Consider the following 16,581-nt stretch of genomic DNA (forward strand, 5'->3'; position numbering starts at 1 on the left):
CTTCCCTAACAAGTGTTTGGTAGATTACCCTGAAGGTGGCTGACGAGTCGATAGCCCGAATCGGGAATCAGGGGGGCAGTCCATGGACGCACCGGTCTACGTGCCCGCGCACGACCTGCTCGCGGGCCGCACCGCGGTGATCACGGCCGCCGCGGGGGCAGGCATCGGCGGCGCCACCGCGCGCCGCTTCCTGGAGGAAGGCGCACGGATCGTCATCGGCGACGCCCACCCGCGCAGGACCAAGGAGTCGGTGGCGGCCCTCGCGGAGGAGTTCGGCGCCGACCGGGTGGACGGCATCCCGTGCGACGTCACCGAAGCGGCGCAGATCGACGCCCTGTTCGACCTGGCGGAGCGGCGCCACGGGCACCTCGACACCGTGGTGAACAACGCCGGCCTCGGCGGGACGGCCGAGCTCACCGAGATGACCGACGCACAGTGGGACAAGGTCATCGACGTCACACTGAACGGCACATTCCGCTCCACCCGCGCCGCCCTGCGCCGCATGCGCGCCGCCGCCCGGGGCGGCGTGATCGTGAACAACGCCTCGGTGCTCGGCTGGCGCGCCCAGGCAGGCCAGGCGCACTACGCCGCGGCGAAGGCCGGTGTCATGGCCCTCACCCGCTGCGCCGCGCTCGAGGCCGCCCCCCATGCCGTCCGGGTCAACGCGGTCGCGCCGAGCCTCGCCATGCACCCCCATCTCGCGAAGGTCACCTCGCCCGAACTCCTCGAAGAGCTCACCGCACGCGAGGCGTTCGGGCGGCATGCCGAGCCCTGGGAGATAGCCAACGTCATCGTCTTCCTGGCCAGCGGCTACTCCTCGTACATGACCGGAGAGACGGTCTCCGTCAGCAGCCAGCACGCCTAGGGCCGAGAATGACCGTGTGTCGAAACCGAACCAGCGCACCGGCAAGCCGACCGGTGCCACGAAGAAGCCCCAGGTGAGCCCCTCGCCCGAGCGGCGCCGCGAACTCCTGGCCATCGCTGCCGACGTCTTCGCCGAGCAGGGGTACAACGCCACGACGGTCCGCAAGATCGCCGATGCCGCGGGCATGCTCGCCGGCAGCCTCTACTACCACTTCGACTCCAAGGAGTCGATGCTCGAAGAGATCCTCCGCACCTTCCTCACCGAGCTCTGGGACGGGTACGACACCGTGCTCCAGGCCCAGCTCGACCCCCGCGGAACGCTCGAAGCCCTCGTCACCGAGTCCTTCCGGGAGATCGACCGGCACCGCGCCGCCGTCGCGATCTACCAGAAGGAGTCCAAGCACCTCGTGGCCCAGCAGCGCTTCCAGTACCTGTCGGACTCACAGCAGCGTTTCGAGAAGGCCTGGCTGACCACGCTGGAGCGCGGCGTCGCGGAAGGCGTCTTCCGCGGCGACCTGGACATCCGGCTCGCCTACCGCTTCGTGCGCGACACCGTCTGGGTCGCCGCGTCCTGGTACCGCCCCGGCGGAGGCCACAGTCCCGAGGAGATCGCCCGCCAGTACCTGTCGATGGTCCTGGACGGCATCTCCGTCCGTACGTGAGCGGCGTGTCGTCGGACGGCGCCGCGCGACCGAGGAGTACGCAGTCATGGCCGAGGCCTACATCGTCGAAGCGGTCCGCACCCCCGTGGGCAGGCGCAAGGGCGGGCTCCGCGACGCCCACCCCGCCGATCTGGGAGCCCACGTCCTGAGGGCGCTCGTCGAGCGCACCGGCGTCGACCCCGCCGCCGTAGAGGACGTCGTCTTCGGCTGCCTGGACACGGTGGGACCGCAGGCCGGCGACATCGCCCGCACCAGCTGGCTGGCGGCCGGGCTCCCCGAAGAGGTGCCCGGCGTGACCATCGACCGGCAGTGCGGATCGTCGCAGCAGGCCGTGCACTTCGCGGCGCAGGGCGTACTGTCCGGCACCCAGGACCTCGTCGTCGCGGGCGGCACGCAGAACATGTCGATGATCCCCATCGCCTTCGCCTCCCGGCAGGCCGCCGAGCCCCTCGGCCTCATCCAGGGCCCCTACGCGGGCAGCGAAGGCTGGCGCGCGCGGTATGGCGCACAGCCCGTGAACCAGTTCCACGGCGCCCAGTTGATCGCCGAGAAGTGGGGGATATCCCGCCGCGACATGGAGGAGTTCGCGCTCCTCTCGCACCGCCGGGCGGTCCGCGCCATCGACGAGGCCCGGTTCGACCGCGAACTCGTCGCCTACGGAGACGTCACCACCGACGAGGGCCCGCGGCCCGACACGAGCCTGGAGAAGATGGCCGGGCTCAAGCCCGTCCTCGACGACGGCACGATCACCGCCGCCTGCTCCTCCCAGGTCTCCGACGGAGCGGCGGCGATGCTGATCGCGAGCGAACGGGCCGTACGGGACCACGGGTTGACGCCCCGCGCCCGCATCCACCACCTCTCCGTACGCGGCGAGGACCCCATCCGGATGCTCTCCGCGCCGATCCCCGCCACCGCGTACGCGCTGAAGAAGACCGGCATGAGCATCGGCGACATCGACCTCGTCGAGATCAACGAAGCGTTCGCGCCGGTCGTCCTCGCCTGGCTGCGGGAGACCGGCGCCGACCCGGCGAAGGCCAACGTCAACGGCGGTGCCATCGCACTCGGCCACCCCCTCGGCGCCACCGGCGTCAAACTGATGACCACCCTCCTGCACGAACTGGAGCGCACCGGCGGCAGGTTCGGGCTCCAGACGATGTGCGAAGGCGGCGGCCAGGCCAACGTGACGATCATCGAACGCCTCTGACCGGGACGCGGCCCACGCACCTGCCCGACGCACGGCCGCGCGCCGGCCGTCCGCGAAATGGAGTGTTCCTCACCCCTTGCGGCAGTACCTGCGCGGACCACGCTCCATCGCCGCTCCGACCCCGCTAGTCTCGACTTCTGTACGTCGATTGAGCGACCCCGGGAGGTAGCGCGATGACGCAGGGACGGCCCGGTGGAGCCGCCTGGGTTCCGCTGTACGAGCGCAAGGCCGAACTCGCCGCGGCGACCGAGGCCGTGGAGAAGCTCTGCGCCGACTCGACGACCTCGGGCGGCCTCATCGCCTTCTGCGGCGAAGCGGGCATCGGCAAGACCGCGCTCCTGGCCGAAGTCCGCCGCCTCGCGGAGGGCCGCGCCACGGTCTGGACCGCACGCGGCGGAGAGGCGGTCACCTCCGTCCCCTTCAACGTCGTGCGCCAGCTCCTGCAGCCCGCACTCGTCCACCTCGCCCCCGACCAGGCCCGCGAGTACTTCGGCGACTGCTACGACATCGCGGGCCCCGCCCTCGGCATAGCCGAGCCCGGCGGCCGCAGGCCCGACCCGCAAGGCGTCTGCGACGGCCTCGTCGAGGCCGTTTCCCGGCTCGCCCGGCTGCACTGGCCGCTCGTCCTCCTCATCGACGACGCGCACTGGGCCGACCAGGAAACTCTGCACTGGCTCGCCACCTTCGCCCAGCGCCTCGAAGAGCTCCCCGTGCTCGTCGTGATCGCCCGCAGGCCCGGCGAGGCCACCGGCGACAGCGCACGCCATCTGGCGACCGTCGCCGCCCAGGCACGTTCCTTCACCACCCTGCGCGCCCTCACGCCGGACGCCGCCGCGGGCCTGACCCGCGCGACACTCGGCGAGCACGCCGACGCCCCCTTCTGCCGCGAGGTCTGGGCGGTCACCGGCGGCAACCCGTACGAATCCGTCGAGCTCCTCGCCAAGGTGGAGGACAGCGACCTCGAACCGGTGGAGAGCTCCGCCGACGAACTGCGCGCCCTCAACCGCACGGCCCGCGGCCGCGGCCTCGTCGCCCGCCTCGAAGGACTCGGCACCGACGCCACCCGCTTCGCCTGGGCCGCCGCCATCCTCGGCAGCTCCATCTCCGCGGAGCTCGCCGCCTCGCTCGCCGGGATGACCCCCGAAGCCGCCGAACGGTGCGCGGAGCGTCTGTGCACGGCGCGCATCCTCGTCAACGGCGACGAAGGCCTCGAGTTCGTCCACCCGCTGATCGCCACCACGGTCTACCGCTCCATCCCGGCCGCCACCCGCACCGCGATGCACGGCCAGGCGGCCTCCGTCGTCACCCACTCCGGCCGGGGCGCCGCGGCCGCCTCCCGGCACCTCCTCGAAGTCCACCCGGACGACGACGCCGAACTCGTGGAGCAGCTGCGCCAGGCCGCCGCCGAACACCTCGCCGTCGGCGCGCCCGACGCGGCCCGCCGCTGCCTGGAACGCGCCCTGCGCGAGCCGCCGCGGCCCGAGATCCACGCCCGCGTGCGCTACGAACTGGGCTGCGCCACGCTCCTCACCTCACCCGTCACCACCATCGGCCACCTGCGCGAGGCGCTCTCCACCCCCGGACTCGACCAGGACCTGCGCGTCGACGCGGTCTGCCGCCTCTCCCAGGCCCTCGTCCACAACGACCAACTGGAAGAAGGCCTGCGGGTCATCGCCGAGGAGGCCGGACGCCTCGCGCCGGGCCCCGCGCGACTGCGCCTGCAAGCCGTGCACTACATGTGGGAGGGCATCCACGCGGGCGAGGAGGACTCGCCGGGCCGCTCGCGGCGCCTCGCCAAGCTCGCCGGCCCCCTCACCGGCCGCGACAACGCCGAGCGCGCCCTGCTGATCCTGCGCGCCTTCGACGCCATGACGCGTGGTGAGAGCGCGGAACTGGTCGTCGAGCTCTGCGACCGCGCCCTCGTCAACGGTCGCCTCGCACCCGGACTCGGCTGGACCGACACGGAATGGAGCTTCGAGCTCCGTCTGATGCTCGGCGGCTCGTACGCCTTCTCGGACCGGCTCGACCGCGCGGAGAGCCTGTTCACCGAGGCCGTGCGTGCCTACGAGACCGCAGGCTGGAGCGGTGGGCACCTCGCCCTCTCGCACGCCTTCCTCGGCTATGTGTACCGCAGGCGCGGCCGGTTGACGGACGCCGAGCGGTCGCTGCGCGAGAGCCTGCGCCTGGCCGACCGCGTCGGCGAGGGCCTGCCGATGCACTGGGAGGCGGCCAGCATGCTCATCGACACCCTCCTGGCCCGCGGCCACGTCGAGGAAGCGGGCACCGTCGCCGAGCGGTACGGCTTCGCGCCGCCCTCCGCCTCCACGATCTACGTACCCGACGCGCCGTCCGTCCGCGGCCGCCTCCTGCTCGCCCTCGGACGCACGAAAGACGGCCTCAACGAACTGGAGGCCACCGCGAAGGCGTTGACCGCGCGCGGCCAGTACAACACCGTCCTCGCCCCGTGGGCGTACGACCTCGCCCGCGCCCTGGCCTCCGAGGACCCGAAGCGGGCGGCGCACCTGGCCGGGGACGCCCGTATGCAGGCCGAACGGTTCGGCACGGACACCGCCATCGGCGAGGCCCTGCGCTGCGCGGCGGCTCTGGAGTCCGGCCCGCGCTCCGTCGCGCTGTACCGCCAGGCCGCCACCTACCTGGAAGCGTCCCCCTGCGCGTACGAACACGCGGTCGCCCGCGTCGAGTACGGCATCGCCGCGGAATCGGCGGCCGAGCTGGAGCGCGGGCTGACCTTGGCGCGGACCTGCGGCGCGGACGGTCTCGCCGACCGGGCGCTCGACCACTTGCCACTGGTACGCCGCTGACGACGAGGGGCGCGCTCAGGTCCGGTGTGTCAGGTCGGCCTCAGCCGTTCCGCCACCTCGCCCGCCTCGGCCATCACCCGCGCCACCAGCTCCGCGCACGACGGCAGGTCCTCGATCAGACCGGCGATCTGTCCCGAGGCCATCACCCCCAGCTCCGGGCGGCCGTCCACCATCGCCGACTTGAGCATCATCGGCGTGTTCGCCGCGAGCAGGACCTGGCTCCAGGTCAGGTCCTTGCCGTGCCGCATCGCGAGCCCGTCGCGGGCCATCTGGCGCCACCCCATGCCGGAGATCCCGCGGAACGCCGCCGCGTGCCGGACCGCGCGCGCCAGTGACGCGATACGGCCCGACCGCTCCAGGTCCGCCACCAGCTCGGTCCGCAGCATCCGGTGCGGGAGGCCGTCCACGCGCGTGGTGACCGTGACGTCCTTGACGGAGGCGGCCAGATAGCGGGCCTTGACCGCGTCCGGCACCGTCGAGTCCGAGGTGAGCAGGAAGCGGGTGCCCATGGCCACGCCCGCCGCTCCATAGGCGAGGGCGGCGACCAGGCCGCGCCCGTCGTAGAAGCCGCCCGCCGCGACCACCGGTATGTCCACCGCGTCGACGACCTGCGGGAGCAGCACGGTCGTGGCGACGTCGCCGGTGTGGCCGCCGCCCTCGCCGCCCTGCACGATCACCGCGTCCGCGCCCCACGCGGCCACCTTCTCGGCGTGCCGCCGCGCCCCGATCGAGGGGATGACCACCACGCCCGCGTCCTTGAGCTCGGCGATCAGCTCCTTGGACGGCGCCAGCGCGAACGAGGCGACGCGCACCCCCTCCTCGACGATGACCCGGACCCGCTCCCGCGCGTCGCCCGCGTCCGCCCGCAGGTTGACCCCGAAGGGCGCGGCGGTGCGGGTCTTGACCTCGCGGACGGCCGAGCGCAGCTGCCCGACCGTCATCGTGGCGGAGGCGAGGATGCCGAGCGCCCCGGCCTCGGCGGTCGCGGTGACAAGGCGGGGCCCTGCCACCCAGCCCATGCCGGTCTGCACGATCGGGTGCCGGACGCCGACCAGGCGGGTCAGCGGCGTTTCCAGGACAAGGGGCCCGGGCGGCTCCGGCGTCACGGGCGCACCTCGCGGTCGCGCAGGCCGCGCGGGTCCACCACGTCCCGGATCAGGCGCAGCTCCTGGGCGCTCGGCTCACGGGTGCGGGGCACGTCGTCCGGCACGGCCAGGGCGAACCCGGTGGCCTCGCGCACCTGGTCGAGGGTGACGCCCGGGTGCAGGGAGACCAGGCGCATGGCGTGGTCGGGCGTCCCGAAGTCGAAGACGCCGAGGTCGGAGACGACCCGGCGCAGATCGTGGAAGCGGGTCGCGGAGGGCCCGGCCGCGGCCGCGCTGTCGTACCCGACCCCGCTGATCATGTCGACCTTCTCGACGAAGACCCGCGCCGAATGCCTCGGCACCCAGTAGCTGACGGGGTTGTTGAGCGTGTTGACCGGGGCCCCGCGCACGCCCAGGAGCTGCCGCTTCGGGCGTGCCCAGTCGCCGATGCAGGAGATGTTCTGGTTGCCGAAGCGGTCGATCTGGCTCGCGCCCATCATCACGTGCCGTCGGCCGCCCATGACCATCGTCAGGTGCCTGCGGTACGGCAGCCATCCCTCCGTCACCGTCGACGCGGAGCCGACCGCCGGGACGTCGCCGATGAGCAGGGCTTCGCCGTCCGTGAGCAGCAGGTCGGGGGAGAAGGTCAGCTTGGCGAGGCGGGCCGCGACCGAGGGGACCGTGCCCATGGGGGAGGCCAGTATCTCGCCGTCGCCCCGCCAGGCCTCCGCGCAGGCGATCACGCAGTACTCGGCACGGGTGGCGGTCGTCCTGGCCGTGGCGGGGTCGGTCGGCGTCATCGCTGCTCCTTGTGCCAGGTCTGGACGGCCAGTTGATACTCCCGTTCGGTGCCCGTGAGGAAACGGTCACGGAAGGCGGCCCAGGCCTCCGGGTCGGCGGCCGCGGTGACGTACTCCTTCTGGAAGGGCTCGTCGCGGCCGTAGTCAGGCACGCAGGACGTGAAGTGCGCCCCCTTGGGCGTCTCGGCCACGCCGGTCACCGAGTGCCGGGAGACCAGCATCGTCTGGGGCGCGGCGTGCGCCGTGAGCTCGCCGGGGTCGACGACGCGCTCACACGAGACGTACGCGGTGTCGGCGGCCTCGCAGAACAGGTCGTCGAAGTAGGGGTCGGGGCCCAGGTACTGGCCGTTGCCGAAGGGGTCGGCGCGGTTCAGGTGGACCAGGGCCGCGTCCATCCGCAGGGCGGGCACGGCGACGAGCTCCTCCCCGTCCTCGTAGGGCGAAGTGACTGTGCGCAGGTGCGGATTGACCCGCAGGACGTCGGAGCCGAGTCCCGCGCGGATCGGCAGGAACGGCAGCCGCTGGGCACCTGCGGTGAGGCCCTGCATGAACATCGCCTCGTCCAGCTCGACGAGTTCGAAGGCGCCGCGCTCGCGTGCCGCCTGGAAGTGCGGCTCAAGGGGGATCGAGTCGAGGGTCGTGAACGCGGTGACGAGCTTGCGGATCCGGCCGGCCGCGGCGAGCAGGCCGATGTCCGGGCCGCCGTACGAGACGACGGTCAGGTCCGTGACGTCGGACCGCAGCAGTGCGCGCACCAGCGCCATCGGTTTGCGGCGCGAGCCCCAGCCGCCGATGCCGAGCGTCATCCCGCTCGCCAGTCGCCCCACGATCTCGTCCGGCGACATCCTCTTGTCGGTCCGGTCGTCGGTCCGGTCGTCGGTCCGGGTTTCGGCCCTGCCGCCGGTCCCGCTGTCAGCACTGTCGCTCATGAGCTGCCCTCCCCTTGTGACCCGGCGTCCGCTTGTGACCCGGCATCCGTCCGCGCCCCGAACCCGTCCCGGATGCGGTCGGCCAGGCCGCTGAGGTTCGCCTCGAAGGTGAAGCCCTGCTCGAAGCGGTAGCTGCGGTGCACGTCCACGGGGTCGATTCCGTTGATCGCGGCCTTCGCGAGCCGCAGCAGCGCGCCATCCTTGCGGGCGATCTCCCGCGCCAGCTCCAGGGCCGCGTCGGCCAGTTCCTCGCGCGGGACGACGCGCCACACGGAGCCGTGCGCGTGCAGTTCGGCGGCGGTGGCGGTGCGCGAGGTGTAGTACAGGGCGCGCATCAGGTGCTGGGGCACGAGGCGGGCCAGGTGGGTGGCCGCGCCGAGCGCGCCCCGGTCCAGCTCGGGCAGGCCGAAGGCGGCGTCCTCGCTCGCCACGATCGCGTCCGCGTTCCCCACGAGGCCGATGCCGCCGCCCAGGCAGAAGCCGTGCACGGCCGCCACGACGGGGACCTCGCACTCGTACACCGCCGAAAACGCTTCGTAGCACCCGCGGTTGGCGCCGATCAGTGCGGTGTGGCCGGTGTCGCGCTGCATCTCCTTGATGTCCACGCCCGCGTTGAACCCGCGGCCCCCCGCGGTCAGGACGACGCAGCGGTTCCCGGGGTCGCGCCCGGCCGCGCGCACCGCGTCCGCCAGGTCGTACCAGCCCTGTACGGGAAGGGCGTTGACGGGTGGGTAGTCGACGGTGACGACGGCGACGCCCTTGTCCGGGGCGGAGGTGGAGACAGACATCAGAGGATCCGCTACCTTTCGACCACACGCCTTCAACCAAACATTTGTTAGTTGGAAAGGTAGCAGCGATGACTGACACTCGACAGGTGGTCGTCGTGACCGGCGGCACCCGCGGCGTCGGCGCCGGGATCGCCCGTAGCTTCCTCGCCACCGGGGCGCGGGTCGTCATCTGTGCCCGCAGGCCGCCGGACCGGCCCGTCGAAGCGGCGGGCGACGCCGCCGAGTTCAGGCCCCTCGACCTGCGCGACGCGGCAGCGGCCCGTGCCTTCTTCGCCGATGTGGCCGCGGACCACGGCGCGGTGGACGCCCTCGTGAACAACGCGGGCGGGACGCCGTTCGGGCTGCTCGCCGAAGCCGGACCGGACCGCCAGGCGAAGATCGTCGAACTCAACCTCCTGGCGCCGCTGTACGCCTCGCTCGCCGCCCGTGACGTGATGTGCGCTCAGGAGACCGGTGGCAGCATCACGATGATCGGCAGCGTCAGCGGCACCCGGCCCTCGCCCGGCAGCGGTGCGTACGGCGCCGCGAAGGCGGGCCTGGAGAACCTCGCCGGAACCATGGCCGTCGAATGGGCCCCGGCCGTGCGCGTCAACACGGTCGTCCTCGGCCTCGCCCGCACCGAGAGCGCCGCTCTCCACTACGGCGACGAGGAAGGCATCGCCCAGGTGGCCCGCACCGTCCCGCTGGGCAGACTCGCCGACCCCTCCGACGTCGGCGACGCCTGCGTATTCCTGGCCTCCGACCGCGCCCGGTACATCAGCGGCGCCGCGCTCCGGCTGCACGGCGGCGGTGAGCGCCCCGCGTTCCTGGCTGCGGCGTCCGTCAACCACTGAACACACCCGAGGAGTTCCGCCATGACGTCAGCTGCCAAGCCCGGGCTCTGCGAGGGCCGCGTCGTGATCGTGACCGGCGCGGGCCGCGGCCTCGGCCGTGCCCACGCGCGCGCGTACGCCGCCGAAGGCGCCCGGGTCGTCGTCAACGACCTCGGGGTCGGCCCCGACGGCTCGGGGGAGTCCGGCGGACCCGCCCACGACGTCGTCGCGGAGATCCGCGCGGCGGGCGGCGAAGCCGTCGCCCACGGCGGCGACATCGCCACGTCCGAGGGGGCCGCCTCGCTGGTGCGGACCGCGCTCGACACGTACGGCCGCCTCGACACCCTCGTCAACAACGCGGGCTTCCTGCGCGACCGGATGCTCGTCAACCTCGATGAGGACGACTGGGACGCCGTCCTGCGCGTCCACCTCAAGGGGCACTTCCTCCCCCTGAAGCACGCGGGCGCACACTGGCGCGCCGAAGCCAAGGCAGGCCGCGTGCCGCACGCGTGCGTGGTCAACACCAGCTCCGGAGCGGGCCTCGCGGGCAGCGTCGGGCAGGGCAACTACAGCGCGGCCAAGGCCGGCATCCTCGGCCTCACTCTGGTCGCCGCCGCCGAACTGGGCGGCTACGGAGTGCGGGTGAACGCCATCGCCCCCGCCGCCCGCACCCGTATGACCGAACAGACCTTCGCCGACACGATGGCCGCCCCCGGCGACGGCGCATTCGACGCGATGGCTCCGGAGAACGTGTCCCCGCTCGTGGTCTGGCTGGGCTCCGCCGCCTCCGCCGAGGTCACGGGCCGGGTCTTCGAGACGGAGGCGGGCCGCATCACGGTCATGGAGGGCTGGCGCCCCGGCCCGACGGCGGACAAGGGGGCCCGCCGCACCCCGGCGGAGGCGGGAGCCACCGCACTCGAACTGCTCGCCAGGGCGGGGGTGCCGCAGCCGGTGTACGGGGCGCGGTGAAGGCGGAGCCGCGTCGAGCCGCGTCGAGCCGAGTCGAGCTACTACCGGGGGGCGGCCCCGCCCTCTCTCCGCACCCACACCATGACCTTCCGCCCCCGGTCGTCCCTCTCGGAGTCCAGCACGAAGTGCCGCTTGAGGACACGTCGTTTGACCCGGTCGCGGGCAGTGCCTGCCGGAGGTCCACTCGCGTCGGTGACGACGACGATGCGGCGCGCGCCCAGCATGGCCCGCGCGATCCGCGGCGGTTCGGCCTCCACGCCGCTCAACGTGCCGGACTCCACCGGGCTTCTTTCCAGTGCCACGTCCGTGAGGCCGTCGAAGTCGCCGGGCGTGACGAGCGCCGTGTCACGCCGCGCCGAGGGGATGTAGAGGACCGCGTCACCGGTCTCGCGGACCGCGGCGACGTCGGCGGCCGCGGACAGCACGTCGTCGATCCGGCCGTGCGCGTCGCGCAGTGACATCTGGACGGGCAGCAGGGCCGCGAAGGCGCACGCCATGATCGTGGCAACCGTACGCCTGGGGGGAGTTGACGTACGGGCGGCGAGCGCGGAGCACGCCGCCCCGATGAGGAGCGCGAGGCCGAGGTGGCCGAACAGGACGTAGCGCGCCAGGTATACGGGGCGGAACGCGGAGGCGGCCAGCAACAAGAGCGGCGGAAGCGCGAGGAGCGGCAGAGCCAGCGTCAGGAGCGACATCCGGGAGTCACGCGAGGCCCGCACCGCGTGGCTGCCGCGCGCGAACCACGCGCATCCCCCGCCCACGGCCAGCGTCACCAGCAACCCGGTCACCGTGCTCGCACCGGCCGTCGGTATCCAGTCGATCTGTGCCGACTGGGCCCTGCTCGCCAGGATGAGGGGCAGCGCGCCGAGGAGGGCCGCGCCCGCGGCGGCGATCCAGGCCCCCACGGTCCGGCGGTGCGGTCGCACGAGCGCGATCGTCACACCGTGCGCGCACAACGCGAGCAGCGAGAACCAGTTGAGGAGCGCGCCCACCAGCACGACCACCCCGTACGCGGTCCAGCGCCCGACCCCCGGCCGGTCCAGCGCCGCGACGAGCAAGCGGCACGACAGGGCGACACAGAACGTGACCAGGGCGTAGGGGCGCCCCTCCTGCGCGAACTCCTGCACGGCGGGCACCAGCACGAACGCAAGGCCGGCCGCCAGACCCGTGCCCGCCCCGCCAGCCGTGCTCCGAGGTCCGCGACGAGCGCGGCGGCACCGCTCATGGCCAGCACCGAAGGAAACCGCAGAGAGCCGAGGCTGTCCCCGAAGACCGCGAACACGCCGTGCATGAAGAGGTAGTAGACCCCGTGGACCACATCGATGTGTCCCAGCAGGTGCCAGAGCTCGGGGAGGCTCCGGTGCGCCGCCTCCCACGTGGCCGCCTCGTCCCGCCACATGCTGTCGCCCCGCGCGATGCCCCACAGCCCCATCAGCAACATGAGGACGGCCGGCGCCCCTACATGGCATCTCGCCCTGAATCCGGGCATGCTGAAGAAACTTGGCACGAGGAACCTCCGCGTCGGCATGGGGACGCGACCGGAGTCGCAGACCGCCGCGGGAACTCCCGATCACCCAAGGAACGCTAGGCGTCGGGGTGATCAAGGTCGTCACCTGCGAAGCCGACCTCGTAGGTCCGTCTCGGGGCCGATAGCACACCCGGAGTCGACCTTGGACGTACGACTCAAGTGCCATGCCCGGCGGGCTGCTGACCTGCCAGGTTGGGTGGGGCTTCCGACACGGGCCCTAGGGCCCCTCTTCCTCCGCGAGCACACCCTGGGCCACCGCGAACGCCGCGTTGGCCGCGGGAACGCCGCAGTAGACCGCCGTCTGCAGCAGGACCGCGCCGATCTCCTCGGGCGTAAGGCCGATCCTGCGGGCGGCGCGGATGTGCGGGGCCAGCTCGACGAGGTGGCCGCGGGCGACCAGCGCGGTCATCGTGATCATGCTGCGTTCGCGGCGCGCCAGCGTGGGGTCGGTCCAGATCTCGCCCCACGCGTAGCGGGAGATGAAGTCCTGGAACCGGGCCGTGAACGCCGTCGTGTTCGCCTGCGCGCGATCGACGTGCGCGTCCCCGAGGACGGCGCGCCGCACGGCCGTGCCGCTCTCCGGGGCGCCGCAGGCGAAGTGGGAACGCAGGGCCGCCGCGACCGCGTCGGGCCGTTCGGCGGGCGCCAGGTGGGAGGCGCCCGCGAGCTCCAGGAGGGCGGCGCCCGGTACGGCGTCGGCGATCTCCCGCGCGTGGGCGGGCGGTGTCGCCGGGTCCTCGCGTCCGGCGACGACCAGGGTGGGCGCCTCGATCGACGCCAGCGCGTCCCGCATGTCGTACGAGGCCAGGGCGTCGCAGCAGGCCGCGTACGCCCCCGGGTCGGCCGCCCGGTGCGCGGCCACCAGGGCGGGCACCGTGAACCCGGGCGTGAACCACCGCCGCGGCGCCGACTCCGCGAGCCCCGCCAGACCCTCGCGCCGCACCACAGCGGCCCGCTCCCGCCACGGTTCGGCGCCGCCGAAGTGGGCCGACGAGCAGATCACGGCGAGGCCCGCCACCCGCTCGGGATGCCGGGCCGCGAGATGCAGCCCGACGGCGCCGCCGAGCGAGACACCGGCGTACGCGAAGCGGTCGATGCCGAGGGAGTCGGCGAGCGAGAGGACGAGGGCCGCGAGTTCGGCGACGGTCGCGCCGGGGCCGATCAGGTCCGCGGGGGAGCCGCCGTGGCCGGGCAGATCCCAGCGCACGATCCGGTGGGAGGTTCGCAGAGTTGGCGCGACGCCGTCCCACAGAGCCGTGGAGGTGCCCAGGGACGGGCCGAGGAGGAGCGGGGGAGCGGTGGCGGCCCCCTCGACGGTGTGGTGCGGCAGCCTGCCGCTCGCTGCGATGGTCAACGTCGCTCCAGGGCACGGTCGGTGAGCACACCGGCGAGACCGGTGTAGCGGGTGGGATCGGTGAGCTCGGTGAGGTCGATGTCCCCCAGCGCGGGCTCGTCGGCGAGTACCTCCGCGAGGGTCCGCCCCTCGGCCTCGGTGCGCCGGGCCGTCCGGGTCAGCAGCTCCTTCGCGCGGGCCCGGCCGAGCAGCGGCGCGAGCTCGGCGGCCAGCCGTTCGGAGACGATCAACCCGCCGGTGAGGTCCAGGTGTTCGCGCATCGCCGCCGGGTGCACGCGCAGGTTCTCGGCGAGCTCGGCCGCGTCCCGGGCCGCGCCGCCGGTCAGCCGCAGCAGGTCGCGCAGCGGCTCCCACTCGGCGTGCCAGGCCCCTGCGGGCCGCTCGTCCTCGGCGGCCAGCGAGCCGTAGAGGGTCGCCGCGAGGGCGGGTGCGCGGCGGGCGGCGGCGGCGATGAGCGTCGCGCGTACGGGGTTGGCCTTGTGCGGCATGGCGGACGAGCCGCCGCCCGAGCCCTCGGAGACCTCCGCGATCTCGGTGCGGGAGAGCGTGAGGACGTCGGCGGCGGTCTTGCCGAGGGCGCCGGTGGTCACGGCGAGGGCGGAGGCGAGGTCGGCGACGGGGGTGCGGAGCGTGTGCCAGGGCAGCGGGGGAGCCTCCAGCGAGAGCTCCCGGGCAAAGGCGGCAACCAGAGCCTCCGCCCCCACCTCGGAACCCCCGTCCGCCCCACAACCCCCGTACGCCCCGTACGAAGCCAACGTCCCCGCCGCCCCGCCCAGCTGCACCGGCAGACCGCCCCGAACGACCACGACCCGGTCCCGCGCGTCGAGCACCAGCGCCCGCCAGCCCGCGGCCTTCAGCCCGAACGTCGTCGGCACCGCGTGCTGCGTGAGCGTGCGGCCCGGCATCACGGTGTCCCGGTGCGCGCGGGCGAGCCCTGCCAACGCCTGCTCCGTGCGCGCGAGATCGGCGAGGATCAGGTCGAGCGTCCGCGCGGAAAGCAGCATGAGTGCCGTGTCCAGGATGTCCTGGCTCGTCGCGCCCCGGTGGACGTAGGGCGCCGCATCGGCGGGCACGGCCGCCGTCAACTCCGCCACCAGCGGGATCACCGGGTTTCCGCCCTCCCGCGCGCGCAGAGCGATGTCCTGTACGTCGTACCGGCCGAGATCCGCGGCGGCCTCCGTCACCGCCGCCGCGGCGGCCGCGGGCGCCATCCCCACCGAGGCCTGGGCGCGCGTCAGCGCGGCCTCGACGGCGAGCAGGGCTTCGAGGAAGGCGGTGTCGGAGGTCGCGTCGGCCGCGGGCGAGCCCGTCCACCCCGGCGAGAACAGGCCGCTCACGGGGACCCCGGCGGAAATTCCAGGAAGACCGTCTCGCCGTCCCCTTGGAGGCGGATGTCGAACCGGTAGGTGCGCGGGGCCTCCCCCCGGGCGACCAGCGTGGCGCGCCGCTCCTCGGGCAGGGCGGCGAGCAGCGCGTCGCCGGGTTCGTCCACCAAGTACGCGCGTGTGTACAGGTGATGCAGCAGTCCGCGCGCGAAGACGGCGACCGATACGTACGAGACGCCGCCGGGCGGCAGCGTCCGCACGGCCCAGTGGCCGTCCGCGTCGGTCGGGACCCGGCCGAACCCGGTGAACACGACACCGTCGCGCCCCACGGCGTGCCCGGTGACGGGATCGTGCCGCAGCGACCCGGGCGCTCCCGCGCGCGAGCAGTCGGGTGCGGGCTGCCAGGTCTCGATCAGGGCGTCGGGTACGGGCTGTCCGGCGCCGTCGAACACGTACCCGTGGAGGGTGATCGTGTCGGGGTGGCCGACGGGCGCGACCTCGCCGCCGCGTGAGAAGGGCAGCGCGTACCCGTAGAAGGGGCCGATGGTCTGGGAGGGCGTGGGGGCGTATGCGTCCGTGGCGGGTGCGGTCCTCGGGCGCGGAGGGGTCGGTGGGTGCGTCATCGGCGCGGGCCGTCCTCCTCGAAGAGCGTCGCGGACGGGCCGTCCAGGACGATGTCCCAGCGGTGGCCGAGAGACCACTCGGGAACGGACAGGGCGTGGTCGTAGGCGCAGACGAGACGTTGGCGGGCCGACGCGTCGGTCACCGAGCGAAGGACCGGGTCGTAGGGGAGGAGCGGATCGCCGGGGAAGTACATCTGGGTCACGAGGCGCTGGGTGAACGCCGTGCCGAACAGCGAGAAGTGCAGGTGCGCGGGGCGCCAGGCGTTGACGTGGTTGCGCCAGGGGTAGGCGCCCGGCTTGACGGTGGTGAACGCGTATCCGCCGTCGTCGTCGGTGAGGCAGCGGCCGAAGCCCGTGAAGTGGGGGTCGAGGGGCGCCGGGTGCCGGTCCCTCTGGTGGGCGTACCGGCCCGACGCGTTCGCCTGCCACAGCTCGACGAGCTGCCCGCGCACGGGCCGCCCCCTGCGGTCCAGGACCCGGCCGCTCACGGTGATGCGCTCCCCGAGTGGCTCGCCCGCGTGCTGCCGTGTCAGATCGCTGTCGAGGGCGGCGACATCGGTGACGCCGAACGCGGGCCCGCTCAGCTCCACCGCCTCCGGGTCGCGCAGCGGGACCAGCGGCCGCTTCGGGTGGCGCAGATGGCTGCTCCGATAGGGCGGGTAGTCGCGTGGCGGGTGGTGCGCGCCGGGCGACGCGGCCCTGGCCTTCGCGACCTCGGCGTCCATCGCGTCCTGGCTGAGTCCGTCGGGCAGGGGATCGGTGGTCAGGGACATCGCTTGGGGCTCCGTTCTTCGGGCTCCGTACGGAGAAGTGGCG

General features: G+C 73.4%; 15 protein-coding genes. 6 read left to right on the forward strand and 9 right to left on the reverse strand.

The window, feature by feature from the left end:
• Nucleotides 1-82 precede the first annotated feature (82 nt).
• From ABZ953_RS24705 to ABZ953_RS24720, 4 genes are all read left to right on the forward strand, one after another.
• Nucleotides 83-865: an SDR family oxidoreductase gene (locus tag ABZ953_RS24705; protein WP_361727427.1), complete on the forward strand. Its 783-nt coding sequence runs from the start codon at nt 83-85 to the stop codon at nt 863-865.
• A 16-nt stretch (nt 866-881) separates the two neighbouring features.
• Entirely contained in the window at nt 882-1,526 is a 645-nt protein-coding gene (locus ABZ953_RS24710; RefSeq protein ID WP_361727428.1) for a TetR/AcrR family transcriptional regulator, read from the forward strand.
• 46 nt (nt 1,527-1,572) lie between these two features.
• Entirely contained in the window at nt 1,573-2,730 is a 1,158-nt protein-coding gene (locus ABZ953_RS24715) for an acetyl-CoA C-acetyltransferase (protein ID WP_361727430.1), read from the forward strand.
• A gap of 173 nt (nt 2,731-2,903) precedes the next feature.
• Nucleotides 2,904-5,552: an AAA family ATPase gene (locus ABZ953_RS24720; protein ID WP_361727432.1), complete on the forward strand. Its 2,649-nt coding sequence runs from the start codon at nt 2,904-2,906 to the stop codon at nt 5,550-5,552.
• Nucleotides 5,553-5,581: 29 nt separating this feature from the next.
• On the opposite strand, the gene ABZ953_RS24725 is transcribed toward ABZ953_RS24720, so the two are convergent.
• The 4 genes from ABZ953_RS24725 to ABZ953_RS24740 all read right to left on the reverse strand — a co-directional run bounded on the left by ABZ953_RS24725 (nt 5,582) and on the right by ABZ953_RS24740 (nt 9,154).
• On the reverse strand, nt 5,582-6,628 hold the full coding sequence (locus tag ABZ953_RS24725) for a nitronate monooxygenase (RefSeq protein ID WP_361727740.1): 1,047 nt from the start codon (nt 6,626-6,628) through the stop codon (nt 5,582-5,584).
• Between the two features lie 26 nt (nt 6,629-6,654).
• Nucleotides 6,655-7,437 carry a CoA-transferase gene (locus ABZ953_RS24730; protein ID WP_361727434.1) on the reverse strand — a complete coding sequence of 261 codons (783 nt, stop codon included), beginning with the start codon at nt 7,435-7,437 and terminating at the stop codon, nt 6,655-6,657.
• Complete coding sequence (locus ABZ953_RS24735; RefSeq protein WP_361727742.1) at nt 7,434-8,282, reverse strand: CoA-transferase; 849 nt, start codon at nt 8,280-8,282, stop codon at nt 7,434-7,436. The genes ABZ953_RS24730 and ABZ953_RS24735 overlap by 4 nt, the downstream gene beginning before the upstream one ends.
• An 80-nt stretch (nt 8,283-8,362) precedes the next feature.
• Nucleotides 8,363-9,154 carry an enoyl-CoA hydratase family protein gene (locus ABZ953_RS24740; RefSeq protein ID WP_361727436.1) on the reverse strand — a complete coding sequence of 264 codons (792 nt, stop codon included), beginning with the start codon at nt 9,152-9,154 and terminating at the stop codon, nt 8,363-8,365.
• A gap of 68 nt (nt 9,155-9,222) precedes the next feature.
• Here ABZ953_RS24740 and ABZ953_RS24745 point away from each other — a divergent pair, with 68 nt between their 5' ends.
• Together ABZ953_RS24745 and ABZ953_RS24750 are read left to right on the forward strand one after the other, a co-directional pair.
• Nucleotides 9,223-9,987, forward strand: a complete 765-nt coding sequence (locus ABZ953_RS24745) for an SDR family oxidoreductase (protein ID WP_361727438.1) — start codon at nt 9,223-9,225, stop codon at nt 9,985-9,987.
• A 21-nt stretch (nt 9,988-10,008) separates the two neighbouring features.
• Complete coding sequence (locus tag ABZ953_RS24750; RefSeq protein ID WP_361727440.1) at nt 10,009-10,935, forward strand: SDR family oxidoreductase; 927 nt, start codon at nt 10,009-10,011, stop codon at nt 10,933-10,935.
• 41 nt (nt 10,936-10,976) lie between these two features.
• Here ABZ953_RS24750 and ABZ953_RS24755 read toward each other — a convergent pair whose 3' ends face one another.
• The 5 genes from ABZ953_RS24755 to pcaH all read right to left on the reverse strand — a co-directional run bounded on the left by ABZ953_RS24755 (nt 10,977) and on the right by pcaH (nt 16,490).
• The gene (locus tag ABZ953_RS24755) at nt 10,977-12,071 is read right to left on the reverse strand and encodes a hypothetical protein (protein WP_361727442.1); all 1,095 of its coding nucleotides are present in this window, start codon (nt 12,069-12,071) and stop codon (nt 10,977-10,979) included.
• Nucleotides 12,072-12,680: 609 nt separating this feature from the next.
• Nucleotides 12,681-13,817: a 3-oxoadipate enol-lactonase gene (gene pcaD, locus ABZ953_RS24760; protein WP_361727444.1), complete on the reverse strand. Its 1,137-nt coding sequence runs from the start codon at nt 13,815-13,817 to the stop codon at nt 12,681-12,683.
• Nucleotides 13,814-15,172 (reverse strand): 3-carboxy-cis,cis-muconate cycloisomerase, encoded by a 1,359-nt coding sequence (gene pcaB / locus ABZ953_RS24765; RefSeq protein ID WP_361727743.1) that lies wholly within the window; start codon nt 15,170-15,172, stop codon nt 13,814-13,816. Before pcaB ends, pcaD begins: the two co-directional genes overlap by 4 nt.
• A complete protein-coding gene (gene pcaG, locus ABZ953_RS24770) occupies nt 15,151-15,765 on the reverse strand; it encodes a protocatechuate 3,4-dioxygenase subunit alpha (protein ID WP_361727446.1) in 615 nt (204 codons plus the stop codon). Before pcaG ends, pcaB begins: the two co-directional genes overlap by 22 nt.
• Nucleotides 15,762-16,490, reverse strand: coding sequence for a protocatechuate 3,4-dioxygenase subunit beta (gene pcaH, locus ABZ953_RS24775; protein WP_361727745.1), 729 nt, complete (start codon nt 16,488-16,490; stop codon nt 15,762-15,764). The genes pcaG and pcaH overlap by 4 nt, the downstream gene beginning before the upstream one ends.
• Nucleotides 16,491-16,581 lie beyond the last annotated feature (91 nt).

Origin of the sequence: Streptomyces sp. NPDC046465 (assembly GCF_040646035.1) — a bacterium.
Lineage (GTDB): Bacteria > Actinomycetota > Actinomycetes > Streptomycetales > Streptomycetaceae > Streptomyces.